Source organism: Rhodococcus sp. 3258 (genome assembly GCF_031456475.1).
In the GTDB taxonomy this organism is placed as follows: Bacteria; Actinomycetota; Actinomycetes; order Mycobacteriales; family Mycobacteriaceae; genus Rhodococcoides; species Rhodococcoides fascians.
In genome coordinates this window covers 350,588-371,815 of record NZ_JAVDUT010000002.1, presented here as the reverse complement: position 1 = coordinate 371,815, position 21,228 = coordinate 350,588, and the positions used below count along the sequence as shown (strand labels likewise).

The window sequence follows — 21,228 nt, the reverse complement described above, 5'->3', positions numbered from 1 at the left end:
CAGCGTCAGCGTCGCTTTCTGGTGAACAGAACACCGACCACGAGGCCGAGAACAGCGCCGAGGATGGGTAGGCCCAGAACTATCAATGCCGTTGTGTGTGTCTGCCACAACGATTGGATAAAGCTTGGATCGTCGGCAACGAATACATAGTTGATGCGTCGCGGCCTGTTCTCCCACAGCAAGTATCCGAACGAGCCGATCAATCCGAGACACAGCCCAACCAGGGTGCTCAACCTACGCATTGCCGTGCGCCCCACGGGCCGCGTCGGCAAACTCCGCCATGCTCGGGAACTGCATCGCAAAACCGTAGTCGCCGTTCGGCTCCGGTGTTGCGCCCCACCCTGGCCGATCGTGTCTGCGATCGATCCACACCGACGCAAGGCCGTGACGCCGCGCCGGGACGTGATCGTGGAACAGGCTCTGCGCCACGTGCAGCAGACGTGATTTGGGCACACCGAAGTCGTCGAGGATCGCGTCGAGCGCATCGAAATGGTTGTCCGCCGGCTTGTATGCGTGCACATCCTCGGCTGTGACGATGGCGTCGAATTCAACGCCGAGCCGACGGTTGCTACCGGCAAAACCCGCGCGGTGCACGTTGGACAGAATCACCAGCTTGTAGTGCTCGGCGAGTGATGCCAGTGCGTCCGCCGAGTCGGGAAAGGCCGGCCAGTCCGGAACGGAGCCGGCGAGTCTGCCTGACCATTCCGGGGTGACCGGAATACCGAGCGCGTCGCCTGTTCGTCCGAATGCGTCGGCCAGGATGTCGGGATAGAGCATCGACGGTGAATCCTGCTGTGCCTGTGCTTCGTTGGGGGCATAGGCGGCGAGCAATTCGTCTTCGGACATCGGCGATCCTGCATCCGCAGCCCATGCGCCGAGCACGTCGCCGATCCCCGACTCCCAATCGATCAACGTTCCATAGCAATCGAAGCTCAAGACGTCGTAGTCGGCCAGGTTCATCGGGCTCCCTTGGGTATTCGGTGGCGGTCGGATCCGGATGCCTCTATCGTCTGCAGGTCATGTGCATCGTACTGCGGTTGGCCGACCCTCGACCGATCGATGGTCGGCGGTTGTGACGTCGACCCGGCTACGGCCGGCAGCCGCCACGGATGCCGAATTCCTGTACTCGATGGCCTCGGACGCCACAGTCATGCGGTGGGTGGGCGACGGAAAACCCTGGACAAGAACCTGTTTCGATGGTCGATTCAACCGCGCACTGGCGACGACGGACCTCGATACACCCGACCTGCCGATGTGGTCGATCGGCGTCGAAGACGCGGTACCGGTCGGACTGCTGAGCCTCATCCGTCGCGCCGATCACGTCGAGGTGGGCTACTGGGTGCATCCAGAGCACTGGGGACGCGGCTGCGCAGGACGGATGCTGGGCCAGGTCCGCGAGACCGTGGGCAACCTCGCGTCGGTTGCGACAGTCGCACGCGGCAATGCCGCGTCGCGCCGAGTGCTGGAAAAAGCAGGTTTCACGGTCGTGCAGGACGGTGATCCGTTGACCTATCGTCGATCACCGTCGTCCTGATTCGACTGCTCACCAGGTCCGATCACCAGGACCGCGGCGGACGTGGGCGCACCGATGTTCGCCCGCTCGTGACCCCGCGGACCATCGGACGCGCCAGGAATTCGTGCGGAAAGCCCATGTCGATGGCGCTGACCGAATGCAGCCGAGCCAACTGCGACTCGTCGAAAACGACATCGAGGGCACCGATGTTGTGCTGCAACTGTTCTGCCGTCCGCACACCGATCAACGAACTGACGACGGCGGGATGCAGCAGCGTCCATGCCAACGCCACCTGGGCCGGAGTCGCACCCAGCTCTCCTGCCACCTCGACGACGACATCGGCTGTGCGCAACCCACGTTCGGTCAGTGTTCGGTTAGACCTCGCGTGATCGCGCCGACTGCCCGCCGGTGAATTCGAGCTCGCGCCTTCGAGGTCGGCACCGGCGTACTTGCCCGTCAACACACCCCCGCCGAGGGGTGACCACGGAACCACACCGAGACCCAGATCTGCTGCCATCGGTAACAACTCGCGTTCGGTAGTGCGCTCGATCAGGCTGTACTCGACCTGAAGTGCGGACAGCGGTGGCCATCCGCGTAGCTGCGCAAGGGTCTGCATTCGCGCGACCTCCCAGGCCGGGGTATCCGAAATACCGAGGTAGAGAACCTTTCCCGATTGCACCAAGTCACCGAGGGCGGCCATGATCTCGTCGCTCGGCGTCACACCGTCCCATGCGTGCAGGTACATCAGATCGATGTAGTCGGTGCCCAGGTTCCGCAAACTGGCCTCGACCGAACCACGCAGGCTCTTTCTCCCGCCGCCACCCGCATTCGGGTCCGCCGGATCGCGCGTCGCCGCATATTTGGTCGATACGACAACCGAGTCGCGACAACCTTCGAGAAATTCCCCCAGATACCGCTCCGATTGACCGTCGGTGTAGATGTTCGCGGTATCGATCATGTTGCCTCCGAGGTCCAGATAAGCGTCGAAGATGCGTTTCGACTCCTGCTTGTCGGCTCCCCACCCCCAGGCGTCCCCGAATGTCATGGCCCCCAACGACAACGGTGCCACGCGCAGTCCCGAGCGTCCCAGGAGTCGATAGTCGTCCATCCGTGTCATCGTGTGTCTCCTTCTCGATCGATCCGTCCGGCTCACAGTGCCGGTCCGGTCGAGAAGCGGGAAGGTCATGGTCATCCTGGGACGCGCGATACCAGGCTGACTGGTCCGAATTGACCTACGCTGTGTGGAATGACCACGACGCCAACGGAGATGGCCCGCCGAGAACTGGCGGCCTTCCTGCGGTCTCGACGTGAATCGCTCGTTCCGTCCGACGTCGGTCTGCCGCCGCGGATCGGGGCCTCCCGGACCCCCGGACTCAGGCGCGAGGAGGTCGCCGCGCTCGCCGGTGTCAGCGTCGATTATCTCGTGCGGCTCGAGCAGGCCCGTGATATCCGACCGTCCGCCCAGGTGGTGGGGTCACTGTCGAGGGCCTTGAAGTTGTCCGGCGACCAGACGGGCTACCTGTTCACGTTGGCGGGGCATCGTGCACCCGAACGGCCCACCGACCGAAAGATTCCCGACGGAATCGCCCAGTTGGTACACGACGTCGAGCCGCTGCCTGCCATGGTCCTCGATTACAGACTCGACATCCTGGCCATCAACGAAACCATGGCCGCCCTGCTGCTCGACATAGACGAACGGCCCGCCGAGAGTCGTAATGTCCTCCGAATGTGCTTCTTGGACAAATTATTCGACGGCTTCTACGAGTCACGCGATGACGTCGTCCGCGGTGCCGTCGCCGATTTGCGTGCCGCGTGGGTCGACCACTCGCACGACACTCACCTCGCCCTGCTGATCGACGAACTCCAACACGGCAGTGCCGAATTCTCGCGATACTGGCAATCACGAGAAGTATCGATACGAAGCCGGGGAGACAAGCCGATGCGGCACCCGCTCGTCGGCCCGGTGACCGTGACGTTCGACGTCCTCACTCCACTCGGCGACCCGGATCTTCGATTGATCGTCTATCGCCCGGCCGACGCACAATCGCATGCCGCGTTGGCCGAACTCGGTCGCCTCCGTGCGCGGCGACGCGGACGGCATCTGCGCACCATCTGAACCCGACGCAGCCGGGCTCGAAAAGTCGAGCCAGCCGTGCCTGCGCCTCCCTATCGTTGTCACCAGAACGAAGGAAAGGCCACCGGCACATGCTCGAACGATGGAATGCAGCACTGGACTACATCGAGGACAACCTCGACCACGACATCGACCCGGCACAGCTTGCTCGCATCACCCTCACGTCCGACTATCACTTTCGACGCGTGTTCTCCGCACTGGCCGGAATCCCACTGTCGGCGTACATCCGACAACGGCGAATGTCGTTGGCAGCCGCAGACATTCTCGCCGGCAACGGGGTGCTCGACGTCGCGACCAAGTACGGCTACAGCGGTGACGCATTCACTCGCGCATTCCGAGACATGCACGGGGTCACACCATCCCACGCCCGCAAGCCAGGGACCACCCTCCGCTCCAGACCACCACTGGCATTTCACCTGACCATCGAAGGAAAGAGCACCATGGACTACCGCATCACCGAACTGCCCGCATTCCACATCATCGGCAAATCGACGCGAATCCCCCTCACATTCCACGGCGAGAACACCGCCATGACCCAGTTCCACCAGACCTTGCCCACCGGATTCGGCGAACAACTCCGCCGACACGCCGACCTGCCCGAACTCCCCCACATCCTCTTCGTCAGCGATGGCTTCGAGGCCGACCGAACCGACGGCAGTCTCTTCGACTACTACTTCGCCGTCGCCACCACAGCCCCCATACCGGCCGACCTGGACTCCCTCAGCGTCCCCGCATCGACATGGGCGGTCTTCGAAACACGCAGCGACACCGCACTCGCCCCAGCACTACAACAACTCTGGGCCGACGCATTCAGCGAGTGGTTCCCCTCCCACCCCTTCCACATCACCCCCGGCCCGGAAATTCTGACCGTCACCGAGAACACGCCCGACTGGTCATCGGGAGCGGGAGAACTCTGGATCCCGGTTGCCCGCAACCAATGACTTCCCGCCCGCCCTGGTCACTCAATGTGACATTTGGTGGCCTTTTCGGGGGTCAATGGCACATCCAGTGGACTGTGGGGGCGGGTGTCGGTGCCAACTCATGACTAATCTGGCGTGATGTCCAGTGGTCGCCGGAACGCGTTGCGGCGACGGTATCTGTCGCTCGGCCTGGGTGAGCTGTCCGCCGCAGCGGTGTTTGCTTCGATTGCGCTCACCATGGCAGAACCACGGCTCGACGGTCGAGAGGAGTCTCTCGCCATGTGGTCCGTTCTCATTCCGTTGCTCGCCGTCCTCGTGCAGGCGGGGATCTACTGGTTGATGGCGCGATCCTGGGTCGAACTCAACCCGATGCCACCGGTCATTCGCGCGTTCTATCGCGTATGTCGAGTCGCAAACGTTCCATTGTTGGCGGCTGGGCTCATCGGTGTCGTCGTATGGTTCCCGTCGAGCGCCGGAATTGGCGTCGCACTGCTCGTCGTGTGGCTGTTCGCCGTTGTCGAATTCGTCAACTACTTCGTGGTTCGACTGTCGTATCCCGCACACCGCTGGTGGCCGACAGTCGGTCAGATGCGCACTCCTCGGCTTGTCCTTGACATCAACACGCGTCGCTGATCGAAACAGGGAGCATTAGCACGACATCCCGGTACTCAATGTGACATTCGGTGGCCTTTTCGGGGGTCAATGGCACATCGAGTGGACTGCATGGGTGCGGGCGCACCGCCGAGAATCAGGAGCTGCGGCGGGAGAGGATGCTCGTGATTTCCGCCAAGGCCGGCAGAGCTGCGGCGATGGCCTCGCGGTTGTGTCGACTCAGTTCGTCCAGTGCGTCCGCGAGTACTCGGGAGCTCGCCGTGTCGTATTCGGCGAGGAGCTTCACAGCTTTCGGCGATGCGGTGAGTGTCGCCCCTCGAAGGTCACCCGCGGTGATCGATCTTTCCACCAGGCCGGCGTCGACCATCGCTCTGATCAGGTTGCTCACGGTGGATCGGGCCAGGTTGAGGCGAGTGGCAAGGCGTCCCGGACTCATGGACGGTTCTGCTGCGAGGGCTCGCATCACCTCGATGTGCGAGTCGGCGATGTCGGGCAACTGCGCGACATCCCGCGTCGCCCGGAGCAGTGATCGCCGCAGGGGCCCCAGCTGTCGGCCCAATTCCGTTGCGGTGGAGTCCATGCGTCGATGATCGCACAGATAGTTTTGCCGCAAACATAGTTTTGTGACAAAATGAAGACCATGACCACAGTCGAGAACCCCATCCCCAGCCAAGATCTGAGCGGCATCGTCGGGCATCGCTTCATCTACACGTACGCCAACAGCTGGCAGTACGAGATGTATGTGAAGAACGCGACCACGATCGACTACCGAATTCACACCGGCATGGTCGGCGGACGCTGGGTCAAGGACCAGGAAGTCGATCTCGTCCAGCTCGACGACGACGTCTACAAGATCTCGTGGAACGAGCCCACCGGAACCTCGGTCGTCGTCAACGTCATCCCAGGCAAGCGTCGTCTGCACGGAACCATCTTCTTCCCGCAGTGGATCGAATTGGACGGCACCAAAACGGTCCTCTACCAGAACGATCACCTCGACGAAATGCGTGCGTACCGCGACGCCGGACCGACCTACCCCATCTATGTCGTCCCCGAGTTCGCCACGATCACGCTCTTCGAGAACGTCGGAGCCGACGACGAGACCATCGTGTCCGTCGCACCTGGCGATCTTCCCGACGGCTTCGCGGACCGAACGAACTGACGTGCGCCCCGATCTGACGTTCGTCGCGCACCTGTCCGTCACGGTCGGGGAGCCCATCGATCTCGGCCAGGTCAGCGACGGACATCGACGCCTCGTGCCGATCCTCGGTGGGACCGTCGACGGGCCGGTGATACGAGGACGCGTCCTGGCCGGCGGCGCCGACCACCAGGTCCTCAGATCGGCCACTGTCACCGAACTCGACGCCCGATATGCACTCGAGACCGACACAGGCGAACGGATCTCGGTCCACAACGTCGGGGTTCGCACCGGCAGCGAACAGGACATCGACGCATTGACTCGCGGCGAGCAGGTTCCCGCCGACCGAATCTACTTCCGCACCATTCCCCGACTGTCGACGTCCGCCGACTCCCTCAGCTGGATGAACGGAACACTCTTCGTGGCCACCGGTGAGCGTCTACCGGATTCCGTCGAACTGGACGTCTACCAACTCACATGACGGAGGCGGATGTGCACCGACCCCAGTGCACTCAATGGCACATTCAGTGGCCTTTTCGGGGGGTCAATGGCACATCGAGTGGACTGCCGGGGCGATCAGGTGAGGCTTTCGCCATAGACGTGGTCGACGGCGATGGTCACCAGAACTCGGCGATCCGCGGCCATCGCGGCGCGGTATTCGTTCCAGTCGGGGTGCTCTCCGGCGGCGGCGCGGTAGTAGTCGACCAGCGCATCGATTTCGGGGCTGTTCGGGTTCGCGCCCGGTCCGGTGAGGGTGACGGATCCTTCTGCTGTTGCCCAGGCCTTGCCGTCGGCGCTGGTCACTTCGAGTGCAGCGCGCGGGTCTCGGCGTAGGTTGGCCGTTTTCGCTCGTCCTTCGGTGACCGAAATCTTGATTGTTCGCTCGGTGCGATCGTAGAACGGCGTCACCGGCGACAGTTGCGGCAGGCCGCTCGCTTTTATCGTGGCGAGTACGCCGAGTCGGCTGCGCTCGAGGAGGTCGTGTGGATCGAATGCTCCGCTGGTCATGGCTTCACCTCGGGGTCGTCGAACGAACTGGCACGATCATGGTGGGCAACACGGTCGTCGGTGCCGCTGTTCCTCGGCCTGTCGGTAGGGAGGTCGTCGGCATAAGTTCCGATTGCGCGACGGTATGTGCCGAGCGCAGGCTTCGCTGCCTGCAGTGCCGCCTTCAGCGCGCCAGCACCATCGCCCAGATCCCACAGGATCAGGGCAATGAATGCATCTCGCGCAGAGGAGAATTCGTCGGAAAACTCGAAGTCTTCCAACACACGCGACGCCTCCTGGAGTCGGCCGACATTACGCAGCGAACTGGCGAGCTGAATTCTGGCCTTGCTCTCGTGCACGGAATCGAGCCCACTCGACAGCGCCGCCTCGTACAACGGAATCGCAGCCGATTCTTCGCCCAGAAAATCCTCGAGCGACGCACGTTCGAACAGTGTCCGTGCTCGGGAAAGCCTTGTCGCCGAGAGCAACTGATTCATCTCCGACCGCATCAGAGCAGGCTCGCCGTCATCTGCGTGGCACCAGAACGCAGCTATGGAGTCCATCTGGGCCCCCCGAAATTCGGCCGGACAGCTACCGACAAGCGACATGCGCTCACGTTCGTCCCCTTACCAGTCCATCGTTGCAGAGCATGCCTACGCTTGGAACCTTCACTCTGTGATGCTCTCTGAACCGAAGCGAAGTACACGATATCGATGTGAGTCGTCATCGACGGTATCGGCCGGGCTGCGAACTCGAAAAGATGGTGAACAGCACCACCACCGACCTGGGTGAAGCCGGGTCTCGAAACGTCCCACTCGATTGACACGTCGGTGAACGGTAAGCAAACGTATAGCCATGCAACTGAGATTTCTGGCCGGCATCTCGACGGCCTTCGCATGCAAGCTTCTGCTGATGCGAGTGCTGACCCTCAAGTTGCAGCGAGACATCGAGGCGCTCAACAACGGAAACTATCGCCCACTGCTCTCGTCGTTCCACCGAGACGCGGTGCTCAAATTCGCCGACGGTGACAGCCGATGGTCGGGCACCCACCGCGGACGACCGGCAATCGAAAAGTTCTTCCAGGACTTCGTCGCCGCCGGCATCCGCGGGCAGGTCACGGAAATCTACAGCGGCGGAGCCCCCTGGCGCATGACCCTCCTCGTCCGCTTCGACGACCAAGCACACGCAGCCGACGGCACCGAGTTGTACAGCAACCGAACGGTGCTCCTTGTCCGCACCAGCTGGGGCAAAATCGTCTCGCAAGAGGACTTCTTCGAGGACACCACACGCATCGACGCATTCGAGCGGAAATTGCGCCAACTCTAGATTCGGTCTCCCCTCCCCCGGTTTTGCCCCTTTCCCCGGGTACTCAATGTGACATCTAGTGGCCTTTTCGGGGGTCAATGTCACATCGAGTGGACTCCGGGGGCGGTCGGGCGGGGGCGGCGATAGGTCACCTGGGGGTAGTCGTCGGTATGCGAGACGCTCGCGTGCACGTTGTACACCTCGCGCACCAGGTGTTCGGTGATCACTTCGTGTGGGGTTCCCGATGCCACGATGCTGCCGTTGTTCAGGACGATGATGCGGTTGCAGAACATGGCGGCGAGGTTGAGGTCGTGGAGGGCGATGTAACTGCTCAGGGGTAGGCCTGCGACGAGGGTGAGGATGTCGAGTTGGTGTTGGATGTCGAGGTGGTTGGTCGGCTCGTCGAGCAGTAGTTCGGTGGGTTGTTGAGCGAGGGCCCGTGCGATCTGGGCGCGTTGGCGCTCTCCACCGGAGAGGGTGTGCCAGCGTCGGGTGGCTTTCGACGCCATGGCGGTGTCGGTGAGTGCCTGTTCGATCGCGGCGTCGTCGGCGGCTGTGTCTCCGCCGAGGATGCCGTGGTGTGGGATGCGGCCCAGGCGTACGACGTCGCGGACGGTGATGTCGACGTCGGTGTCGGAGTGTTGGTCGACCATCGCTACGCGGCGGGCGATGCTGCGACGACGTTGGGTGCGCAGGTTCTTTCCGTCGAGCAGCACGTCGCCGCTGTCGGGTGCCACGATACCGGCGAGGATGCGCAGTAGCGACGATTTGCCGGAGCCGTTGGGGCCGATGAGCCCGATGGTCTCGCCCGGTTCCGGTGCGAAGCTGATGCCGTCGAGAATCGGGTTCCCGCCGCGAGTCCACTGGATGTTGTTCACGTGCAACGTCATCGGGATCTCCTGATCCGAAACAGAATGAGCGCGAATGCCGGCACGCCGATGAGTGCGGTCACCACTCCGACGGGTATTTCCTGCGGGGCGAACAGCGTTCGGGCGATGGTGTCGACCCACACCATGAAGATCGCGCCGATGACCACCGTCGTCGGCAACAGTCGTCGATGCCGTGCGCCGACGAGAAAACGGGCGGCGTGCGGCAGAACGAGACCCACGAACCCGATGGCTCCGGCGGCGCTGACGAGCGAGGCCGTGATCAGTGCGGTGATGACCAACAACAGGATTCGCACCCACTTGACCGGAACACCGAGGGACGCGGCCGCGTCGTGCCCGAATGTGAAGGCGTCGAGGGCCGAGGTGTTGAACAGACACACCACCATTCCGAGCAGCGCAACCGATCCGCACAGCACCACGTCCGTCCAGTCGGCACCGCTCAGCGATCCGAGAAGCCAGAACAGCACGCCGCGTGTCTGTTCGGCGTCGGCCGAGGAAATGACGATGAACGACGTCAAGGCCGAGAACAGCTGCGTCCCCGCGACCCCGGCCAGCACCACGCGGTCGTTTCCGCCGCCTGCCCCTGCGGCCAGCAGCATCACCAGGACGAACGAGAGCAGCGCACCGGCGAATGCCCCTGTGGACAAGGACAATGCGCCACCGCCGACGCCGAGAACCGCGACGAGGACCGCTCCGGTGGATGCACCGGACGAAATGCCCAGGACGAAGGGATCGGCGAGAGGGTTACGCAGCAGCGATTGCATGATCGCCCCACACAGCGCGAGACCCGCGCCGCATACGGCGGCCAGCAAGGTCCGGGGCAGGCGCAGCTCCCAGACGATTCCGTCCTGGATGCGACCGACTCCCGAACTCCCGATACCCATGTGCGTCAATATCACTCGATACACGTCGGGCACCGACACGTTCGCGGGTCCAATGGTGACGGCGACGCCGATCGAGAGCACCAACAACGCCGATCCTGCGAGCAGCAGTGGGACGAGCACCCCGCGATCGGTGCGGCTCATCGCGACGCCATTCCCCAATCCTGCAGGGCGGCCGCAACTTTCTCGACACCGTCGATCGTCCGAATGGACGGGTTCAGATCGGCACCGTTGACGACGATGTACCGCTTGTTCTCGACGGCGGGCATTCGGTTCGTGACCGAGTTCGACTCCAGGAAGCCGATTTTGCTGTCCAGGGCGTCCCCGGCGATACTGCGTCGACTCAGATCTGCGAGCACCAGTGCAGTCGGGTTGCGATCGAGCACACTCTCCCAATTGACCTGTGGCCATTCGTCGGTGGTGTCGGCGTAGATGTTCTCGGCGCCGACGGAGTCGGTGATGATGCCCGACGATCCGCAGCAACCGGCCATGTACGGCGTATCGGTGTCGGCGAACCAGTAGGCCAACGACACACCTGACGCGTCGACCGAACCGGAGGCCTTCTCGAACCGATCCTGCAGTTCGGCGACCAGGCGCTCGCCACGGTCTCGCACGTCGAAGACCGCAGCGAGATCACGAATCTCCCGATAGACGGTGTCGATCACCAGCGGCTCCGTGCGGGCGCCGTCGGAATTGACGCTCTCGTCGGTCTTGCCCTGACAGTCGGTGGGCGAGAGGTAGTTCGGGACGCCGAGTTGCTCGAACCTGCTCCGATCTGCGACTCCCCCGGGTCCGAGGGTGCCGCCGAAGGACGCGGACACGAAATCGGGCTCGGTATCCAACACGACCTCGAGCGATGGCTTGTTGTCCGCGAGCCTCGGCACCCTGGCGTTCTCGGATTCGAGGTTCGAGCGGACCGGGTCGGTCCAGGTGGCGGTGCCCACCATCCGGTCTGCGAGGCCGAGCGAGAGCAGTATCTCCGTCGAGCTCTGGTTCAACGACACCGCGCGTTGCGGTGGTGCGTCGACGACGACGTCGCGTCCGCAGTTCTCGATGGTCAGGGGATAGTTCCCGGAGGTGTCGGTGGACGCGTCGGGGGTCGACGCGGTCGAACAACCGGAGACCAGAAGGATGGAGACAGCGCCTAGTGCTGCGAGAGAGGTACGCATCGAAGAGCTTCCTGCTTGGGGCTCGTGTCGCGGAGCCGCGGGTGGGGTTCGATCACGACGTCCGAGCATTCGGACTTCGAGCTCTCACCCGTCACCGTTGCGCGCCAGCTCCGGAATTGCACCGGATTCCCTCGTTCGTCGCGTGCTGACCCTATCGCGCGAGAGCGCCGAGAGGTCAGTGCGCCGGCGTCGAGACCGGTACCGACGGATACGAGCTCGGAAAGGCTCTGCGCGCGACCACTACGACTGTGAGTGCCACAGCCACCAGGATCGTCGCCGCAGCGGTCACCGCCCCGATGCCCCTGGCGTCGACGACGACGCCTCCCACCAGGGCCCCGGTGGCAATGGCCAGTTGAAAGGCGACGACGTAGATCGCCGACGCCTTGTCGGCGTCGGCAGGGGCGGCCCGCACCACGGCGGACTGGATGCAGACCGGCAGCGTGGTGAAGGCCAGACCCCACAACGCGATCGCCCCGACAGCAAGGACGGCCAGGCTGCCCGGTGCTGCGCTGAGGGTGCCCCACAGGATCGCCGTCGCGGCCGCGACGGCACCCAGAGCTGCGATGGTGGAGGGCCGCGGCCAACGGTCGTACGTTCTGCCGATCACCCAGATACCGACGACCCCGAACAAACCGTAGAGCATCAACATCAGCGTCAGAGTGGTTCCGGCCGAACCGATTGCGCGATCGACGATGAGCGAGAAGTACGTGTACGCGGCGAAATGGCCGAGGACGGCCAGGAACGTCACTCCACACAGGATCGCCAGGGTGCCGTCGAGCACCCGCGGTGATTTCTTGTTGCCCGCAGCTGCTCGGGTGACCGGTAGTGCGGGGAGGACGAAGTAGAGCGCCACCGCGATAGCGGCGGCGACGACACCGAGAATCGTTGCAGCAGTACGCCACCCGAACCACTGACCCATGGCCGCGGTGATCGGATTTCCGGCGACCAACGCCAACGAGGTGCCGGCGTACACCGTGGCGATCGCTTTTCCTTGCTTACCGGGAAGTGCGAGTGACGCCGCGACGGGTGCGACCACGGCCCAGAAGACTCCGTGGGTGGCCGCGCACAGCATCCTCGACAGCACCAGCATCGGGTACCCGACGGACACCGCGGACAGCAGTTGCGAAAAGGCCAGTGCTGCAACGGTGATGACGACGACCCGTCGCCGCGGCCAGTCGCGTACGAACCTGATCAACGGCATGGTCATGACGGCGACGCCGTATGCGTAGAAGGTCAGCAGCAGACCGACTGCGGATTCGCCGACGCCGAGATCGCCCGAGATCTCCGGAAGCAGACCCACGGGCAACGTTTCGGCCGTGACATAGATGAAGGCGGCTGCACCGAGGACCAGCAGCTTGGGGAGGGGCGACGACATGGTGTGTATCGTTACACAGATGGTCGACGCACGCTAAGGTGACCCCGTGAACAATCGGGTGACGATGGCCGACGTCGCGGCGTCTGCGGGAGTCTCCACCATGAGCGTCTCGTACACCTACAACCAGCCCGACCGCGTCTCGCCTGCCACCCGAGACCGCGTCCACGCAGCGGCGGCGGCCCTCGGATACGCAGGTCCCAACCGTGCGGCACGCTCGCTCCGGAGCGGAAAGCACAACAGCATCGGCGTCGTACTCGGTGAAAAACTCACCTATGCCTTCGAAGATCCCCAGGCCCGACGGTTCCTCTCGGGCATCGCCGACGCGTGTCTCGACGCCGACACCGCGCTGGTGATGTTGCCGAACCTGCACCGCGACAGCGATATTGCGAGAATTCGCGACGCGCAGGTCGACGGCTACGTCGTCTGGACCACCGGCGTCGACGACCCCGTCCTCGACGTGCTCGTCGGCACCGGTCGACCCACCTGCGTCCAGGGCGGCCCCCAGCATCCGGGATTGCACTCCATCGGAATCGACGACCGCGCGGCCGCCGACGCGATCGCCACCAGTGCTCTGCGCAATCGACGTCGGCCCGCGATCGTTGCGCTACGACCCGATTCGCGACGCGAATCGACGGTGGTGCACGGCGCCGACGCGTCGGGCATCTCGATGCCGGTGACCCGCGCACGACTCGAGGGCTACCGCGATGCGTGCGTGCGTCGAGGAATCGAGTGGTCGACGGTACCGACGCTGTTCACCACCCACAATTCGCGCGAAGAGGGCGCACGGGCAGCACGACTGTTGTTGCGCGACAACGTCGTCGATGTGATATTCGCGATGAGCGACGAACTCGCCTTCGGCGCACTCGACGCGGCGACGGGTGCCGGGATCGACATTCCCGGCCACGTCGCACTGACCGGATGGGACGACTCCCCTGCAGCGGCGGCGGCCCACTTGACCACCGTCGCGCAATCGTTGTTCGACCAGGGCCGATCGGCGGCCCGGTGGGTGCTCGGTCTCAGCGACGCCGTCGACGCGGCGGTATGGAACATCGAGACGCGAGGGTCGACGGGCACGCTGCGTGAGGGCCAGTAAAAAGGGCACGCTCCCCGTTTATAGGCGTTAAGCAAACTCTTCGGCTAGTATCGCCGGTGGCCGTACGGCTACGAGGGGGCACTGTGAGTCGAGAACACGACACGCCGCTCCGCCGTGCCGACCCCAACCCGACGCTCGACGCCCTCACCGGGCTTGCGAACCGGGACGAAATCCTGGCCACCATCACTGCCGCGCTGGTCGACCTAGGCCCTGACCAGCACTTCAGCGTCCTCCTCGTCGACATCGACGGCTTCCGTGAATTCAACGACGCGCTCGGACCGGCCCAGGGCGACGAGCTGCTGTGCATGGTCGCCGACCGACTCACCGCATCGACCCGACCCGGCGACACCATCGGCCGACTCACCGGGGACGAATTCGTCATCGTCGCCTACGGCTGCCATTCCCTGGCAGCCCGAGCAATGGCCGCGGGATTCGCCAGCATCTTCGAGCCCCCCTTCGAGCTCGGCGGCCGTCAACTCACCCTTACCGCCAGCGTCGGTGTCGCGTCCACCACCGGCAGCACCGATCGCGCCACCCAGCTGGTACACAACGCCACCGCCGCGATGCATGCCGCCAAAGCCACCGGCCGCAACCGGCATCACATCTTCACCGACGAGCTGCACCACACCAACCGCACGCGGCTCGAGCTCCTCGAACGACTGCGCGGGGTCGCCATGACCGAGCGCGAGCTCACCATGGTCTACCAACCCATCGTCGAACTCGCGACCGGAGCCGTCGTCGGAGCCGAAGCCCTCGTTCGGTGGAACCACCCCGAGCTCGGACTCCTGATGCCCGACGCCTTCATCCCCCTCGCCGAAGACAACGACCTGATAATCCCCCTGAGCATGTGGATTCTCACCGACGTCGCGGCAACCATCGCCGACTGGCAATCCCGCGCGATCATGCTCCAGGTCGGTGTCAACGTCAGCCCCGCACACTTCGCCGCAGGAACCCTGGCCACCGACGTCATCGACATCGTCGACACCCACGGCATCGAACGCGGTCGACTCGCACTCGAACTCGCCGAATCGCAGACGCTGCACGACCTCGACGCCGTGCACTACCAACTCCGCGACGTCCAACGCCACGGCGTCCTCATCGCCATCGACGACTTCGGCTCCGGCTTCTCCTCCCTCGAACGACTCGCCACCCTCCCCGTCGACATCCTCAAAATCGACAGATCCCTCACCCAACACCTCGACAGCACCAACCTCCACCGACGCCGCGCCATGACCACCCTCTGCACCGCCCTCGTCGACGTCACCACCACCCTCGGCAAAGACACCGTCATCGAAGGCATCGAGACCACCGAACAACTCCGAATCTGCACCGACATGGGCGTAACCTTCGGCCAAGGACACCTACTCGGACGACCCATGCCCGTCGCCGACCTCGAGCAATACATCACCCGACACAGCAGCCACAGCGAATCCGCATGAGGAACCGAACGTGAAGATAGACAACGAAATTCAACGCTTCACCGACGCACCCCGCGCCCAACTCTCCACCATCAACCCCAACGGCACCCCACACCTGGTCCCCATCGTCTTCGCTGTCGCGCCCACCGGCGATCGCATCTACACAGCCATCGACTGGAAACCCAAAACCACCCAGAAACTGCAGCGACTCGAGAACATCCACGCCGACCCCGCTGTCAGCCTCATCGTCGACCACTACTCCGACGACTGGTCCCAACTCTGGTGGATCCGCGCCGACGGCAACGCCCGCATCGTCGACGCGGGAAGCGCCGAAGGCACAGTCGGTACCGACACCCTCGTCGCGAAATACAGCCAATACAAGAACAACCGACCCGAGGGGCCGGTCATCGTCATCGACAAACTGTCCTGGAGATCGTGGTCAGCTTCTTGATCGTTTTCCTCCTCTCCACAGCATCGCCCACCCCACTACCGCCTGACCACTCCCGTCTGACACCACTACCGTCTGACACCACTACTGTCTGACCACTCAATGTGACATCCGGTGGCCCTTTCGACCGTCAATGGCACATCGAGTGGACTGCACATGGGTCGGGGGGCACCGAAAAACCAGTGGAATCGGCAGTAGCAGGGAGTCAGACTGTCTCAATGGTCAGCAAACCTCCCGTTCGGATTGTCACCGACCGTCTCGTGGTTCGACGCGAGACGGCAGACGATGCGGTCGTCATTGCCGAGGCGATCGAGCGAAATCGGGTCCGCCTGCTGCCGTGGCTCGGTTGGGCCACCGAGGACGCTGCCGACAGGTCGGCGCAGATCGTCCGCATCGCGGAAAGCCGGAAGTTGTGGGACGCCGACGAAATGTACGACTACGGGATTTTCGGTCGATCCACCAGCGCATTCCTGGGGAAGATTGCATTGCACCGACGAGTCGGACCGGGTGGGATCGAAATCGGGTACTGGCTCGACTGTGCAGCCGAGGGTGACGGCATCATCTCGGAAGCCACCGCGACCCTCACGCAAGAGGCATTGAAACTCGCCGACGTCGATCGCGTCGAAATTCATTGCGATGCAGCCAATTCGAGGAGTCGAGCCGTTCCGCGGCGGCTGGGTTTCGTCCTCGACAGGATCGAGCCGCGAGCCTTGGCCGCTGCGGCCGAAACCGGAGACCACATGATTTGGGTGTATCAGCCCGATCGGCGGTAGGACGGGTCGACGGTGACGTGGGGGCGCGGACGCGCGAGCGCCTGTCGGTACCGAGACCGCAGGTCGGAGAGAACACGTTCCGGATCGTCGCGAATATCGCTCGGCAGGTGAGTCACGACAATGATGCCGGCGTTCTGAGCGCGCTCCCGTCGTTCCACGGTGGCGCGGTGCGCCGCGGGTGAAAGGTGATATTCGAGCGAGTCGATCTCCCAGTCGAGGGCGACGTCGTCGAGCCAATTGTCGGCCACCAGCAGCAACCTGCCCGACTCGTCGCGTACCGCGACATTGTGAGTCATCGGGGGAAGACCGCTGCGCGCGTACAACTTCTGCGCGTGTGCTTCGGCAACGGAGTGCGCGCCGGCGGCCAGTTCGCGAAGTACTCGACGAGGCATCGCGGTTCCACGCGTGGTGCCGGCGTCCAGTTCCTTCATGATCGCCTCGATCGTTGCGGCACCCCGCTGCACGACACTGGCAACGAGCGCCATGCACTGCTCGGCGTTCTTCATGCGACGAATCGCGTCGCACAAACACCGAACAACCGGCGCGACGGGAAGACCCGACTTACTTTCCGCCGTTGGCATCCGCCACGTACGTTCCACCGCGGCGAAGCTCACGGACCTGCGGTGCTGCGCCTCGGGAATGAGCACGAACGTCTCCTCGAACGAGCCGGATGTACCGAGACCATGCAACGCCAGCCCGGCCCGACCACTGATGACGCCATCACGACCGCAGTAGATGGACGCGGCAACCGCCCGCTCCAAGGGCGTCAGCGAACGGTTCTTCAAGAACACCAGGCCAGGTAGCGCCCGTGACCAGATACCGTCCGGCAGCGTGCGCCGAACAATCGTCTTCGACGCCACGCCGAGTTCGAGAAGATGAGCAGTCCGCACCAGCCCGCGATCCGATGCGGCCGCAATTACCCTCGCATCGACCCGTGCGCCGCCCCTCTTCATACAGACGATCCTGCACGCTCGGCCGGACACCGGATCGCACCCGACGTCGCACTATCAACAGCCCTGTGGACAACCGAATGCCTGTGGACAAACGCATACAGGAGGGGTGGCCCACACTCTGACTCGAGCACGGCCAGGCGCGCTCTCGTGACCGGACGCGAGTCCACTCGATGTGCCATTGACTGCCGGAAAGGCCACCAAATGTCACATTGAGTGGACGGCGGGGCGGCAACAGGCAACCCACCCACCTCAGCGGGGATACCGTCTATCTTGCAACTCGTGCGTTCTTATTTCGGGAGTGAGACATGACGGCGACAGCAGTTCCCTCGGATCGGTCGGGTACTACGGCACCACGGTCGTTTTCGCCGCCGCAGCGCGGTCGGTTGAGTGAGGTTCCGCATATCGCGGGGCTGGTGCTCGGTGTGTTCGCGGCGGCGTTGTTTCTGTGGAGTCTGTCGCCCACTTTGCGGTATCTGGTTCATGCGCCGCGGGAGTATGTCGACACGTATTACTTCGATGCTCCGGATACGAGTTTGTCGTGGGCGTTGGTTGTCGGGTTGTTGGCGGCGGCGTTGGCGAGTCGGAAGCGTATTGCGTGGTGGTTGCTGACGATTTATTTGGTGTTGTTGGCGATCACGAATGTCGCGGAGGGCATCGAGGACAAGAACGTCAGTTCGTGGATTGCGTTGGCGGTTCATGTCGTCGTGACGGGTCTGTTGATCGCGTCGCGCAAGGAGTTCTACACGCGGGTTCGGCGCGGTGCGGTGTGGAAGGCGCTCGGGGTGCTCGTGCTGGGGGCGGCCGTCGGCACGATTGTCGGGTGGGCGTTGGTGGCGTTGTTCCCGGGTTCGTTGCCGGAGGGTCAGACGTTCCTGTGGGCGTTCAACAGGGTGACGGCGTTGGCGACGGTGGACAACGAGCAGTTCGACGGTAGGCCGAACGGTTTCGTCAATACGGCGTTGGGACTGTTCGGAGCGCTGGCGTTGCTCGGTGCCGTGGTCACGTTGTTTCGGTCGCAACGGTCGAGCAATGCGTTGACCGGGCGCGACGAGTCGGCTCTGCGCGGCCTGCTCGACAAGTGGGGTGCCGACGATTCCCTCGGCTACTTCGCGACCCGCCGCGACAAGGGCGTCATCTTCGCCACCAGCGGCAAGGCGGCGGTGACGTATCGCGTCGAGGTCGGGGTGTGTCTGGCCAGTGGTGACCCGATCGGCAACCCCGAGGCGTGGCCACATGCGATATCCGAATGGCTCGACCTGGCCGAGAAGTACGGTTGGACCCCAGCTGTCATGGGGGCCAGCGAGATCGGGGCCACGGCCTACAAGCGGGCCGGCCTGAGTGTTCTCGAACTCGGCGACGAAGCGATCCTGAAAACCAAAGATTTCAACCTCAATGGACGCGAGATGCGTCCCGTGCGTCAGGCCGTCAACCGGGCTCGCAAAGCGGGTGTCGTGGTCACCGTGCGTCGTCATCGCGATATTTCTGCCGAGGAGATGGACGAGATCATTGCGTGCGCGGACGCGTGGCGCGATACCGAGACCGAGCGTGGTTTCTCGATGGCGCTGGGCCGGTTGGGCGATCCGCTCGACGGCGATTGTCTTCTGGTGCAGGCAGTTCAGGGCGAGAAGATAGTCGGTGTTCTGTCGCTGGTGCCGTGGGGTCGGACCGGCGCGTCGTTGGACCTGATGCGCCGCGATCCGGCGTCGCCTAACGGTGTCATCGAGTTGATGGTGACCGAACTTGCCACCGGCGCGGATCATTTCGGTGTCAGCAAGATTTCGCTGAACTTCGCGGTGTTCCGTGCTGCATTCGAGGAGGGCAGTCGGATCGGGGCCGGTCCGGTCCTGCGAATCTGGCGCAGCGTATTGGTGTTCTTCTCGCGCTGGTGGCAGCTCGAGGCGCTGTATCGCTCGAATGTGAAGTACTTGCCGGAATGGGAGCCGCGCTACCTGTGCTTCGCCGACAATCGGGTGCTGCCGAAGGTCGGTGTCGCGTCGGCCATCGCCGAAGGCTTCTTGACTCTGCCGACTTTTCGGCGCGCCTCGAAGCACACCGGGTCCCACGTCGCGGTGCCCGCAGCCTTGGTCGACGCCGAGGACATTCATTCCGACGGCAGTGGACCCGAGACTCCCGCAGACGACACCGTGCCCGGCCGTAAACGTCCCGACCAGGTGCGCGTGCGCGTGGCCAAACTCGATCGTCTCGAAAGTGACGGCATCGAGGGCTATCCCGTCGCCTATCCCCCGACGCACACCGTCGGTGAAGCGGCGGCATCGCCCCAGGGCACGACGGTCCGAATTGCGGGTCGAATACTGCGCATTCGCGACTACGGCGGCGTGTCGTTCGCCGTCATCCGGGACTGGTCGGCCGATATTCAGGTGCTGTTCGACCGCGAACGCGTCGGCGACAGAATCGAGGAATTCGATGCCGACTTCGACCTGGGTGACCTCATCGAAGTCAGTGGCACCATCGGATACAGCAGGCGTGGTGAGCTGTCGCTGCTCGCCACCGAGTGGCGAATGAACGCCAAATGCCTGCACCCCCTGCCCGACAAGTACCGCGGTCTGACCGATCCGGAAGCGCGAGTACGGCAGCGGTACGTGGACCTGGCGATCAACCGCGATGCGCGCGCGCTGATGATCGCACGCTCGAATGTGGTGAAGTCGCTTCGTGATTCACTGAGCGATCGCGGCTATATGGAGGTCGAGACACCGATCCTGCAGCAGGTACACGGCGGTGCGAACGCTGCCCCGTTCGTCACCCACATCAATGCCTACAACCTGGATCTGTACCTGCGCATCGCACCGGAGCTCTATCTGAAACGGCTGTGCGTCGGCGGCATGGAGAAGGTCTTCGAGATCGGGCGAGTGTTCCGCAACGAGGGAGCGGACTTCAAGCACAATCCGGAGTTCACGATCCTCGAAGCGTACGAGGCACACAGTGACTACGAGCGCGCAATGGTGTTGTGCCGCGAACTGATTCAGCGTGCAGCCGTGGCAGCGCACGGCCGCGAAATCATTCTGCGTCCCGACGGCCCGGACGGCGAGATGATCGAGATCGACATCTCCGGGGAATGGCCCATCAAGACATTGCACGGTGCCGTCGCCGAAAAACTGGGTGTCCACGTCGAGCCGTCGACGCCCCTGGACGAGCTGCAGCGGTTGTGCGACGAGAACGACATCCCCTACGAGAAGTCGTGGGATGCGGGTGCCGTCGCCCAGGGGATGTACGAGCACCTGGTGGAGGACTACACCGAATTTCCCACCTTCTACAAGGACTTCCCGACGTCGATGTCGCCGTTGACGAGACCGCATCGGAGCATCCCCGGCGTCGCCGAAAAGTGGGACCTGGTGGCGTGGGGGGTCGAACTGGGCACGGCCTACAGCGAGCTGACCGATCCCGTCGATCAACGTCGACGCCTCACCGAGCAGTCGTTGCTGGCTGCGGGTGGCGACGAAGAAGCGATGAGCTTGGACGAGGACTTCCTGCAGGCGCTCGAGCACGGGATGCCCCCGACCGGCGGCCTCGGCATGGGCGTCGACCGCGTCGTCATGCTCATCACCGGCGGCAGCATTCGCGAGACACTCGCGTTTCCGCTGGCCAAACCGCGTCAATGACGGTCCTC

The 21,228-nt window shown here is 63.7% G+C and carries 23 protein-coding genes and 1 riboswitch; of the genes, 12 read left to right on the top strand and 11 right to left on the bottom strand.

Annotation, left to right across the window (positions count from 1 at the left end; all coding sequences use genetic code 11):
* Window positions 1–5: 5 nt before the first annotated feature.
* Together J2X62_RS09195 and J2X62_RS09190 are read right to left on the bottom strand one after the other, a co-directional pair.
* Complete coding sequence (locus J2X62_RS09195; RefSeq protein ID WP_032389475.1) at window positions 6–233, bottom strand: hypothetical protein; 228 nt, start codon at window positions 231–233, stop codon at window positions 6–8.
* A 1-nt stretch (window position 234) separates the two neighbouring features.
* Window positions 235–960, bottom strand: coding sequence for a haloacid dehalogenase type II (locus J2X62_RS09190; protein WP_310179861.1), 726 nt, complete (start codon window positions 958–960; stop codon window positions 235–237).
* Between the two features lie 112 nt (window positions 961–1,072).
* On the opposite strand from J2X62_RS09190, the gene J2X62_RS09185 reads away from it, so the two are divergent.
* Window positions 1,073–1,534, top strand: a complete 462-nt coding sequence (locus J2X62_RS09185) for a GNAT family N-acetyltransferase (RefSeq protein ID WP_310179860.1) — start codon at window positions 1,073–1,075, stop codon at window positions 1,532–1,534.
* Window positions 1,535–1,556: 22 nt separating this feature from the next.
* On the opposite strand, the gene J2X62_RS09180 is transcribed toward J2X62_RS09185, so the two are convergent.
* Complete coding sequence (locus tag J2X62_RS09180) at window positions 1,557–2,630, bottom strand: aldo/keto reductase (protein WP_310179859.1); 1,074 nt, start codon at window positions 2,628–2,630, stop codon at window positions 1,557–1,559.
* Between the two features lie 129 nt (window positions 2,631–2,759).
* Here J2X62_RS09180 and J2X62_RS09175 point away from each other — a divergent pair, with 129 nt between their 5' ends.
* The 3 genes from J2X62_RS09175 to J2X62_RS09165 all read left to right on the top strand — a co-directional run bounded on the left by J2X62_RS09175 (window position 2,760) and on the right by J2X62_RS09165 (window position 5,200).
* Entirely contained in the window at window positions 2,760–3,629 is an 870-nt protein-coding gene (locus J2X62_RS09175) for a helix-turn-helix transcriptional regulator (RefSeq protein ID WP_310179858.1), read from the top strand.
* Window positions 3,630–3,718: 89 nt separating this feature from the next.
* A complete protein-coding gene (locus tag J2X62_RS09170) occupies window positions 3,719–4,588 on the top strand; it encodes an AraC family transcriptional regulator (RefSeq protein WP_094665913.1) in 870 nt (289 codons plus the stop codon).
* A 117-nt stretch (window positions 4,589–4,705) separates the two neighbouring features.
* Entirely contained in the window at window positions 4,706–5,200 is a 495-nt protein-coding gene (locus tag J2X62_RS09165) for a hypothetical protein (protein ID WP_310179857.1), read from the top strand.
* A gap of 115 nt (window positions 5,201–5,315) precedes the next feature.
* Here J2X62_RS09165 and J2X62_RS09160 read toward each other — a convergent pair whose 3' ends face one another.
* On the bottom strand, window positions 5,316–5,759 hold the full coding sequence (locus tag J2X62_RS09160; RefSeq protein WP_310179856.1) for a MarR family transcriptional regulator: 444 nt from the start codon (window positions 5,757–5,759) through the stop codon (window positions 5,316–5,318).
* A 60-nt stretch (window positions 5,760–5,819) separates the two neighbouring features.
* Between J2X62_RS09160 and J2X62_RS09155 the strand changes: the two genes are divergently transcribed.
* Both J2X62_RS09155 and J2X62_RS09150 read left to right on the top strand, forming a co-directional pair.
* Window positions 5,820–6,338, top strand: a complete 519-nt coding sequence (locus J2X62_RS09155; RefSeq protein ID WP_197077467.1) for a phenolic acid decarboxylase — start codon at window positions 5,820–5,822, stop codon at window positions 6,336–6,338.
* A gap of 1 nt (window position 6,339) precedes the next feature.
* Entirely contained in the window at window positions 6,340–6,795 is a 456-nt protein-coding gene (locus J2X62_RS09150) for a DUF3237 domain-containing protein (protein ID WP_310179855.1), read from the top strand.
* 95 nt (window positions 6,796–6,890) lie between these two features.
* Here the strand turns inward: J2X62_RS09150 and J2X62_RS09145 are convergent, their stop codons facing one another.
* Window positions 6,891–7,322: a PPOX class F420-dependent oxidoreductase gene (locus J2X62_RS09145; protein ID WP_032389469.1), complete on the bottom strand. Its 432-nt coding sequence runs from the start codon at window positions 7,320–7,322 to the stop codon at window positions 6,891–6,893.
* Window positions 7,319–7,864: a tetratricopeptide repeat protein gene (locus J2X62_RS09140; protein WP_052060783.1), complete on the bottom strand. Its 546-nt coding sequence runs from the start codon at window positions 7,862–7,864 to the stop codon at window positions 7,319–7,321. Before J2X62_RS09140 ends, J2X62_RS09145 begins: the two co-directional genes overlap by 4 nt.
* Window positions 7,865–8,156: 292 nt before the next feature.
* Between J2X62_RS09140 and J2X62_RS09135 the strand changes: the two genes are divergently transcribed.
* On the top strand, window positions 8,157–8,627 hold the full coding sequence (locus tag J2X62_RS09135; RefSeq protein WP_027494954.1) for a nuclear transport factor 2 family protein: 471 nt from the start codon (window positions 8,157–8,159) through the stop codon (window positions 8,625–8,627).
* Between the two features lie 80 nt (window positions 8,628–8,707).
* Here the strand turns inward: J2X62_RS09135 and J2X62_RS09130 are convergent, their stop codons facing one another.
* The 4 genes from J2X62_RS09130 to J2X62_RS09115 form a co-directional block, all read right to left on the bottom strand.
* Entirely contained in the window at window positions 8,708–9,496 is a 789-nt protein-coding gene (locus J2X62_RS09130) for an ABC transporter ATP-binding protein (protein ID WP_032373381.1), read from the bottom strand.
* On the bottom strand, window positions 9,493–10,518 hold the full coding sequence (locus tag J2X62_RS09125; protein ID WP_310179849.1) for an iron chelate uptake ABC transporter family permease subunit: 1,026 nt from the start codon (window positions 10,516–10,518) through the stop codon (window positions 9,493–9,495). The genes J2X62_RS09130 and J2X62_RS09125 overlap by 4 nt, the downstream gene beginning before the upstream one ends.
* Window positions 10,515–11,543: an ABC transporter substrate-binding protein gene (locus J2X62_RS09120; protein WP_032373382.1), complete on the bottom strand. Its 1,029-nt coding sequence runs from the start codon at window positions 11,541–11,543 to the stop codon at window positions 10,515–10,517. Before J2X62_RS09120 ends, J2X62_RS09125 begins: the two co-directional genes overlap by 4 nt.
* A 41-nt stretch (window positions 11,544–11,584) precedes the next feature.
* A riboswitch (cobalamin riboswitch) is annotated at window positions 11,585–11,727 on the bottom strand.
* The gene (locus tag J2X62_RS09115; protein ID WP_032371426.1) at window positions 11,719–12,918 is read right to left on the bottom strand and encodes an MFS transporter; all 1,200 of its coding nucleotides are present in this window, start codon (window positions 12,916–12,918) and stop codon (window positions 11,719–11,721) included. Its footprint overlaps the riboswitch before it by 9 nt.
* A gap of 46 nt (window positions 12,919–12,964) precedes the next feature.
* Between J2X62_RS09115 and J2X62_RS09110 the strand changes: the two genes are divergently transcribed.
* The 4 genes from J2X62_RS09110 (at window position 12,965) to J2X62_RS09095 (ending at window position 16,650) form a co-directional block, all read left to right on the top strand.
* Window positions 12,965–14,011: a LacI family DNA-binding transcriptional regulator gene (locus J2X62_RS09110; RefSeq protein WP_310179846.1), complete on the top strand. Its 1,047-nt coding sequence runs from the start codon at window positions 12,965–12,967 to the stop codon at window positions 14,009–14,011.
* A gap of 83 nt (window positions 14,012–14,094) precedes the next feature.
* Complete coding sequence (locus tag J2X62_RS09105) at window positions 14,095–15,450, top strand: bifunctional diguanylate cyclase/phosphodiesterase (protein ID WP_310179845.1); 1,356 nt, start codon at window positions 14,095–14,097, stop codon at window positions 15,448–15,450.
* A gap of 10 nt (window positions 15,451–15,460) precedes the next feature.
* Complete coding sequence (locus tag J2X62_RS09100; RefSeq protein WP_027494960.1) at window positions 15,461–15,880, top strand: TIGR03668 family PPOX class F420-dependent oxidoreductase; 420 nt, start codon at window positions 15,461–15,463, stop codon at window positions 15,878–15,880.
* A gap of 215 nt (window positions 15,881–16,095) precedes the next feature.
* Window positions 16,096–16,650, top strand: coding sequence for a GNAT family protein (locus J2X62_RS09095; protein WP_310179842.1), 555 nt, complete (start codon window positions 16,096–16,098; stop codon window positions 16,648–16,650).
* On the opposite strand, the gene J2X62_RS09090 is transcribed toward J2X62_RS09095, so the two are convergent.
* Entirely contained in the window at window positions 16,632–17,603 is a 972-nt protein-coding gene (locus J2X62_RS09090; RefSeq protein WP_032367600.1) for a hypothetical protein, read from the bottom strand. The two genes, J2X62_RS09095 and J2X62_RS09090, sit on opposite strands and share 19 nt — an antisense overlap.
* A gap of 305 nt (window positions 17,604–17,908) precedes the next feature.
* Here J2X62_RS09090 and lysX point away from each other — a divergent pair, with 305 nt between their 5' ends.
* Window positions 17,909–21,220 carry a bifunctional lysylphosphatidylglycerol synthetase/lysine--tRNA ligase LysX gene (gene lysX / locus J2X62_RS09085; protein ID WP_371832714.1) on the top strand — a complete coding sequence of 1,104 codons (3,312 nt, stop codon included), beginning with the start codon at window positions 17,909–17,911 and terminating at the stop codon, window positions 21,218–21,220.
* Window positions 21,221–21,228: the final 8 nt, after the last annotated feature.

Coding starts and splice junctions, on each gene's coding strand:
- J2X62_RS09190 (WP_310179861.1), bottom strand. CDS start 960: ATGAACCTGGCCGACTACGACGTCTTGAGCTTCGATTGCTATGGAACG.
- J2X62_RS09180 (WP_310179859.1), bottom strand. CDS start 2,630: ATGACACGGATGGACGACTATCGACTCCTGGGACGCTCGGGACTGCGC.
- J2X62_RS09175 (WP_310179858.1), top strand. CDS start 2,760: ATGACCACGACGCCAACGGAGATGGCCCGCCGAGAACTGGCGGCCTTC.
- J2X62_RS09170 (WP_094665913.1), top strand. CDS start 3,719: ATGCTCGAACGATGGAATGCAGCACTGGACTACATCGAGGACAACCTC.
- J2X62_RS09165 (WP_310179857.1), top strand. CDS start 4,706: ATGTCCAGTGGTCGCCGGAACGCGTTGCGGCGACGGTATCTGTCGCTC.
- J2X62_RS09160 (WP_310179856.1), bottom strand. CDS start 5,759: ATGGACTCCACCGCAACGGAATTGGGCCGACAGCTGGGGCCCCTGCGG.
- J2X62_RS09155 (WP_197077467.1), top strand. CDS start 5,820: ATGACCACAGTCGAGAACCCCATCCCCAGCCAAGATCTGAGCGGCATC.
- J2X62_RS09145 (WP_032389469.1), bottom strand. CDS start 7,322: ATGACCAGCGGAGCATTCGATCCACACGACCTCCTCGAGCGCAGCCGA.
- J2X62_RS09140 (WP_052060783.1), bottom strand. CDS start 7,864: ATGGACTCCATAGCTGCGTTCTGGTGCCACGCAGATGACGGCGAGCCT.
- J2X62_RS09135 (WP_027494954.1), top strand. CDS start 8,157: ATGCAACTGAGATTTCTGGCCGGCATCTCGACGGCCTTCGCATGCAAG.
- J2X62_RS09130 (WP_032373381.1), bottom strand. CDS start 9,496: ATGACGTTGCACGTGAACAACATCCAGTGGACTCGCGGCGGGAACCCG.
- J2X62_RS09125 (WP_310179849.1), bottom strand. CDS start 10,518: ATGAGCCGCACCGATCGCGGGGTGCTCGTCCCACTGCTGCTCGCAGGA.
- J2X62_RS09120 (WP_032373382.1), bottom strand. CDS start 11,543: ATGCGTACCTCTCTCGCAGCACTAGGCGCTGTCTCCATCCTTCTGGTC.
- J2X62_RS09115 (WP_032371426.1), bottom strand. CDS start 12,918: ATGTCGTCGCCCCTCCCCAAGCTGCTGGTCCTCGGTGCAGCCGCCTTC.
- J2X62_RS09095 (WP_310179842.1), top strand. CDS start 16,096: ATGGTCAGCAAACCTCCCGTTCGGATTGTCACCGACCGTCTCGTGGTT.
- J2X62_RS09090 (WP_032367600.1), bottom strand. CDS start 17,603: ATGAAGAGGGGCGGCGCACGGGTCGATGCGAGGGTAATTGCGGCCGCA.
- lysX (WP_371832714.1), top strand. CDS start 17,909: ATGACGGCGACAGCAGTTCCCTCGGATCGGTCGGGTACTACGGCACCA.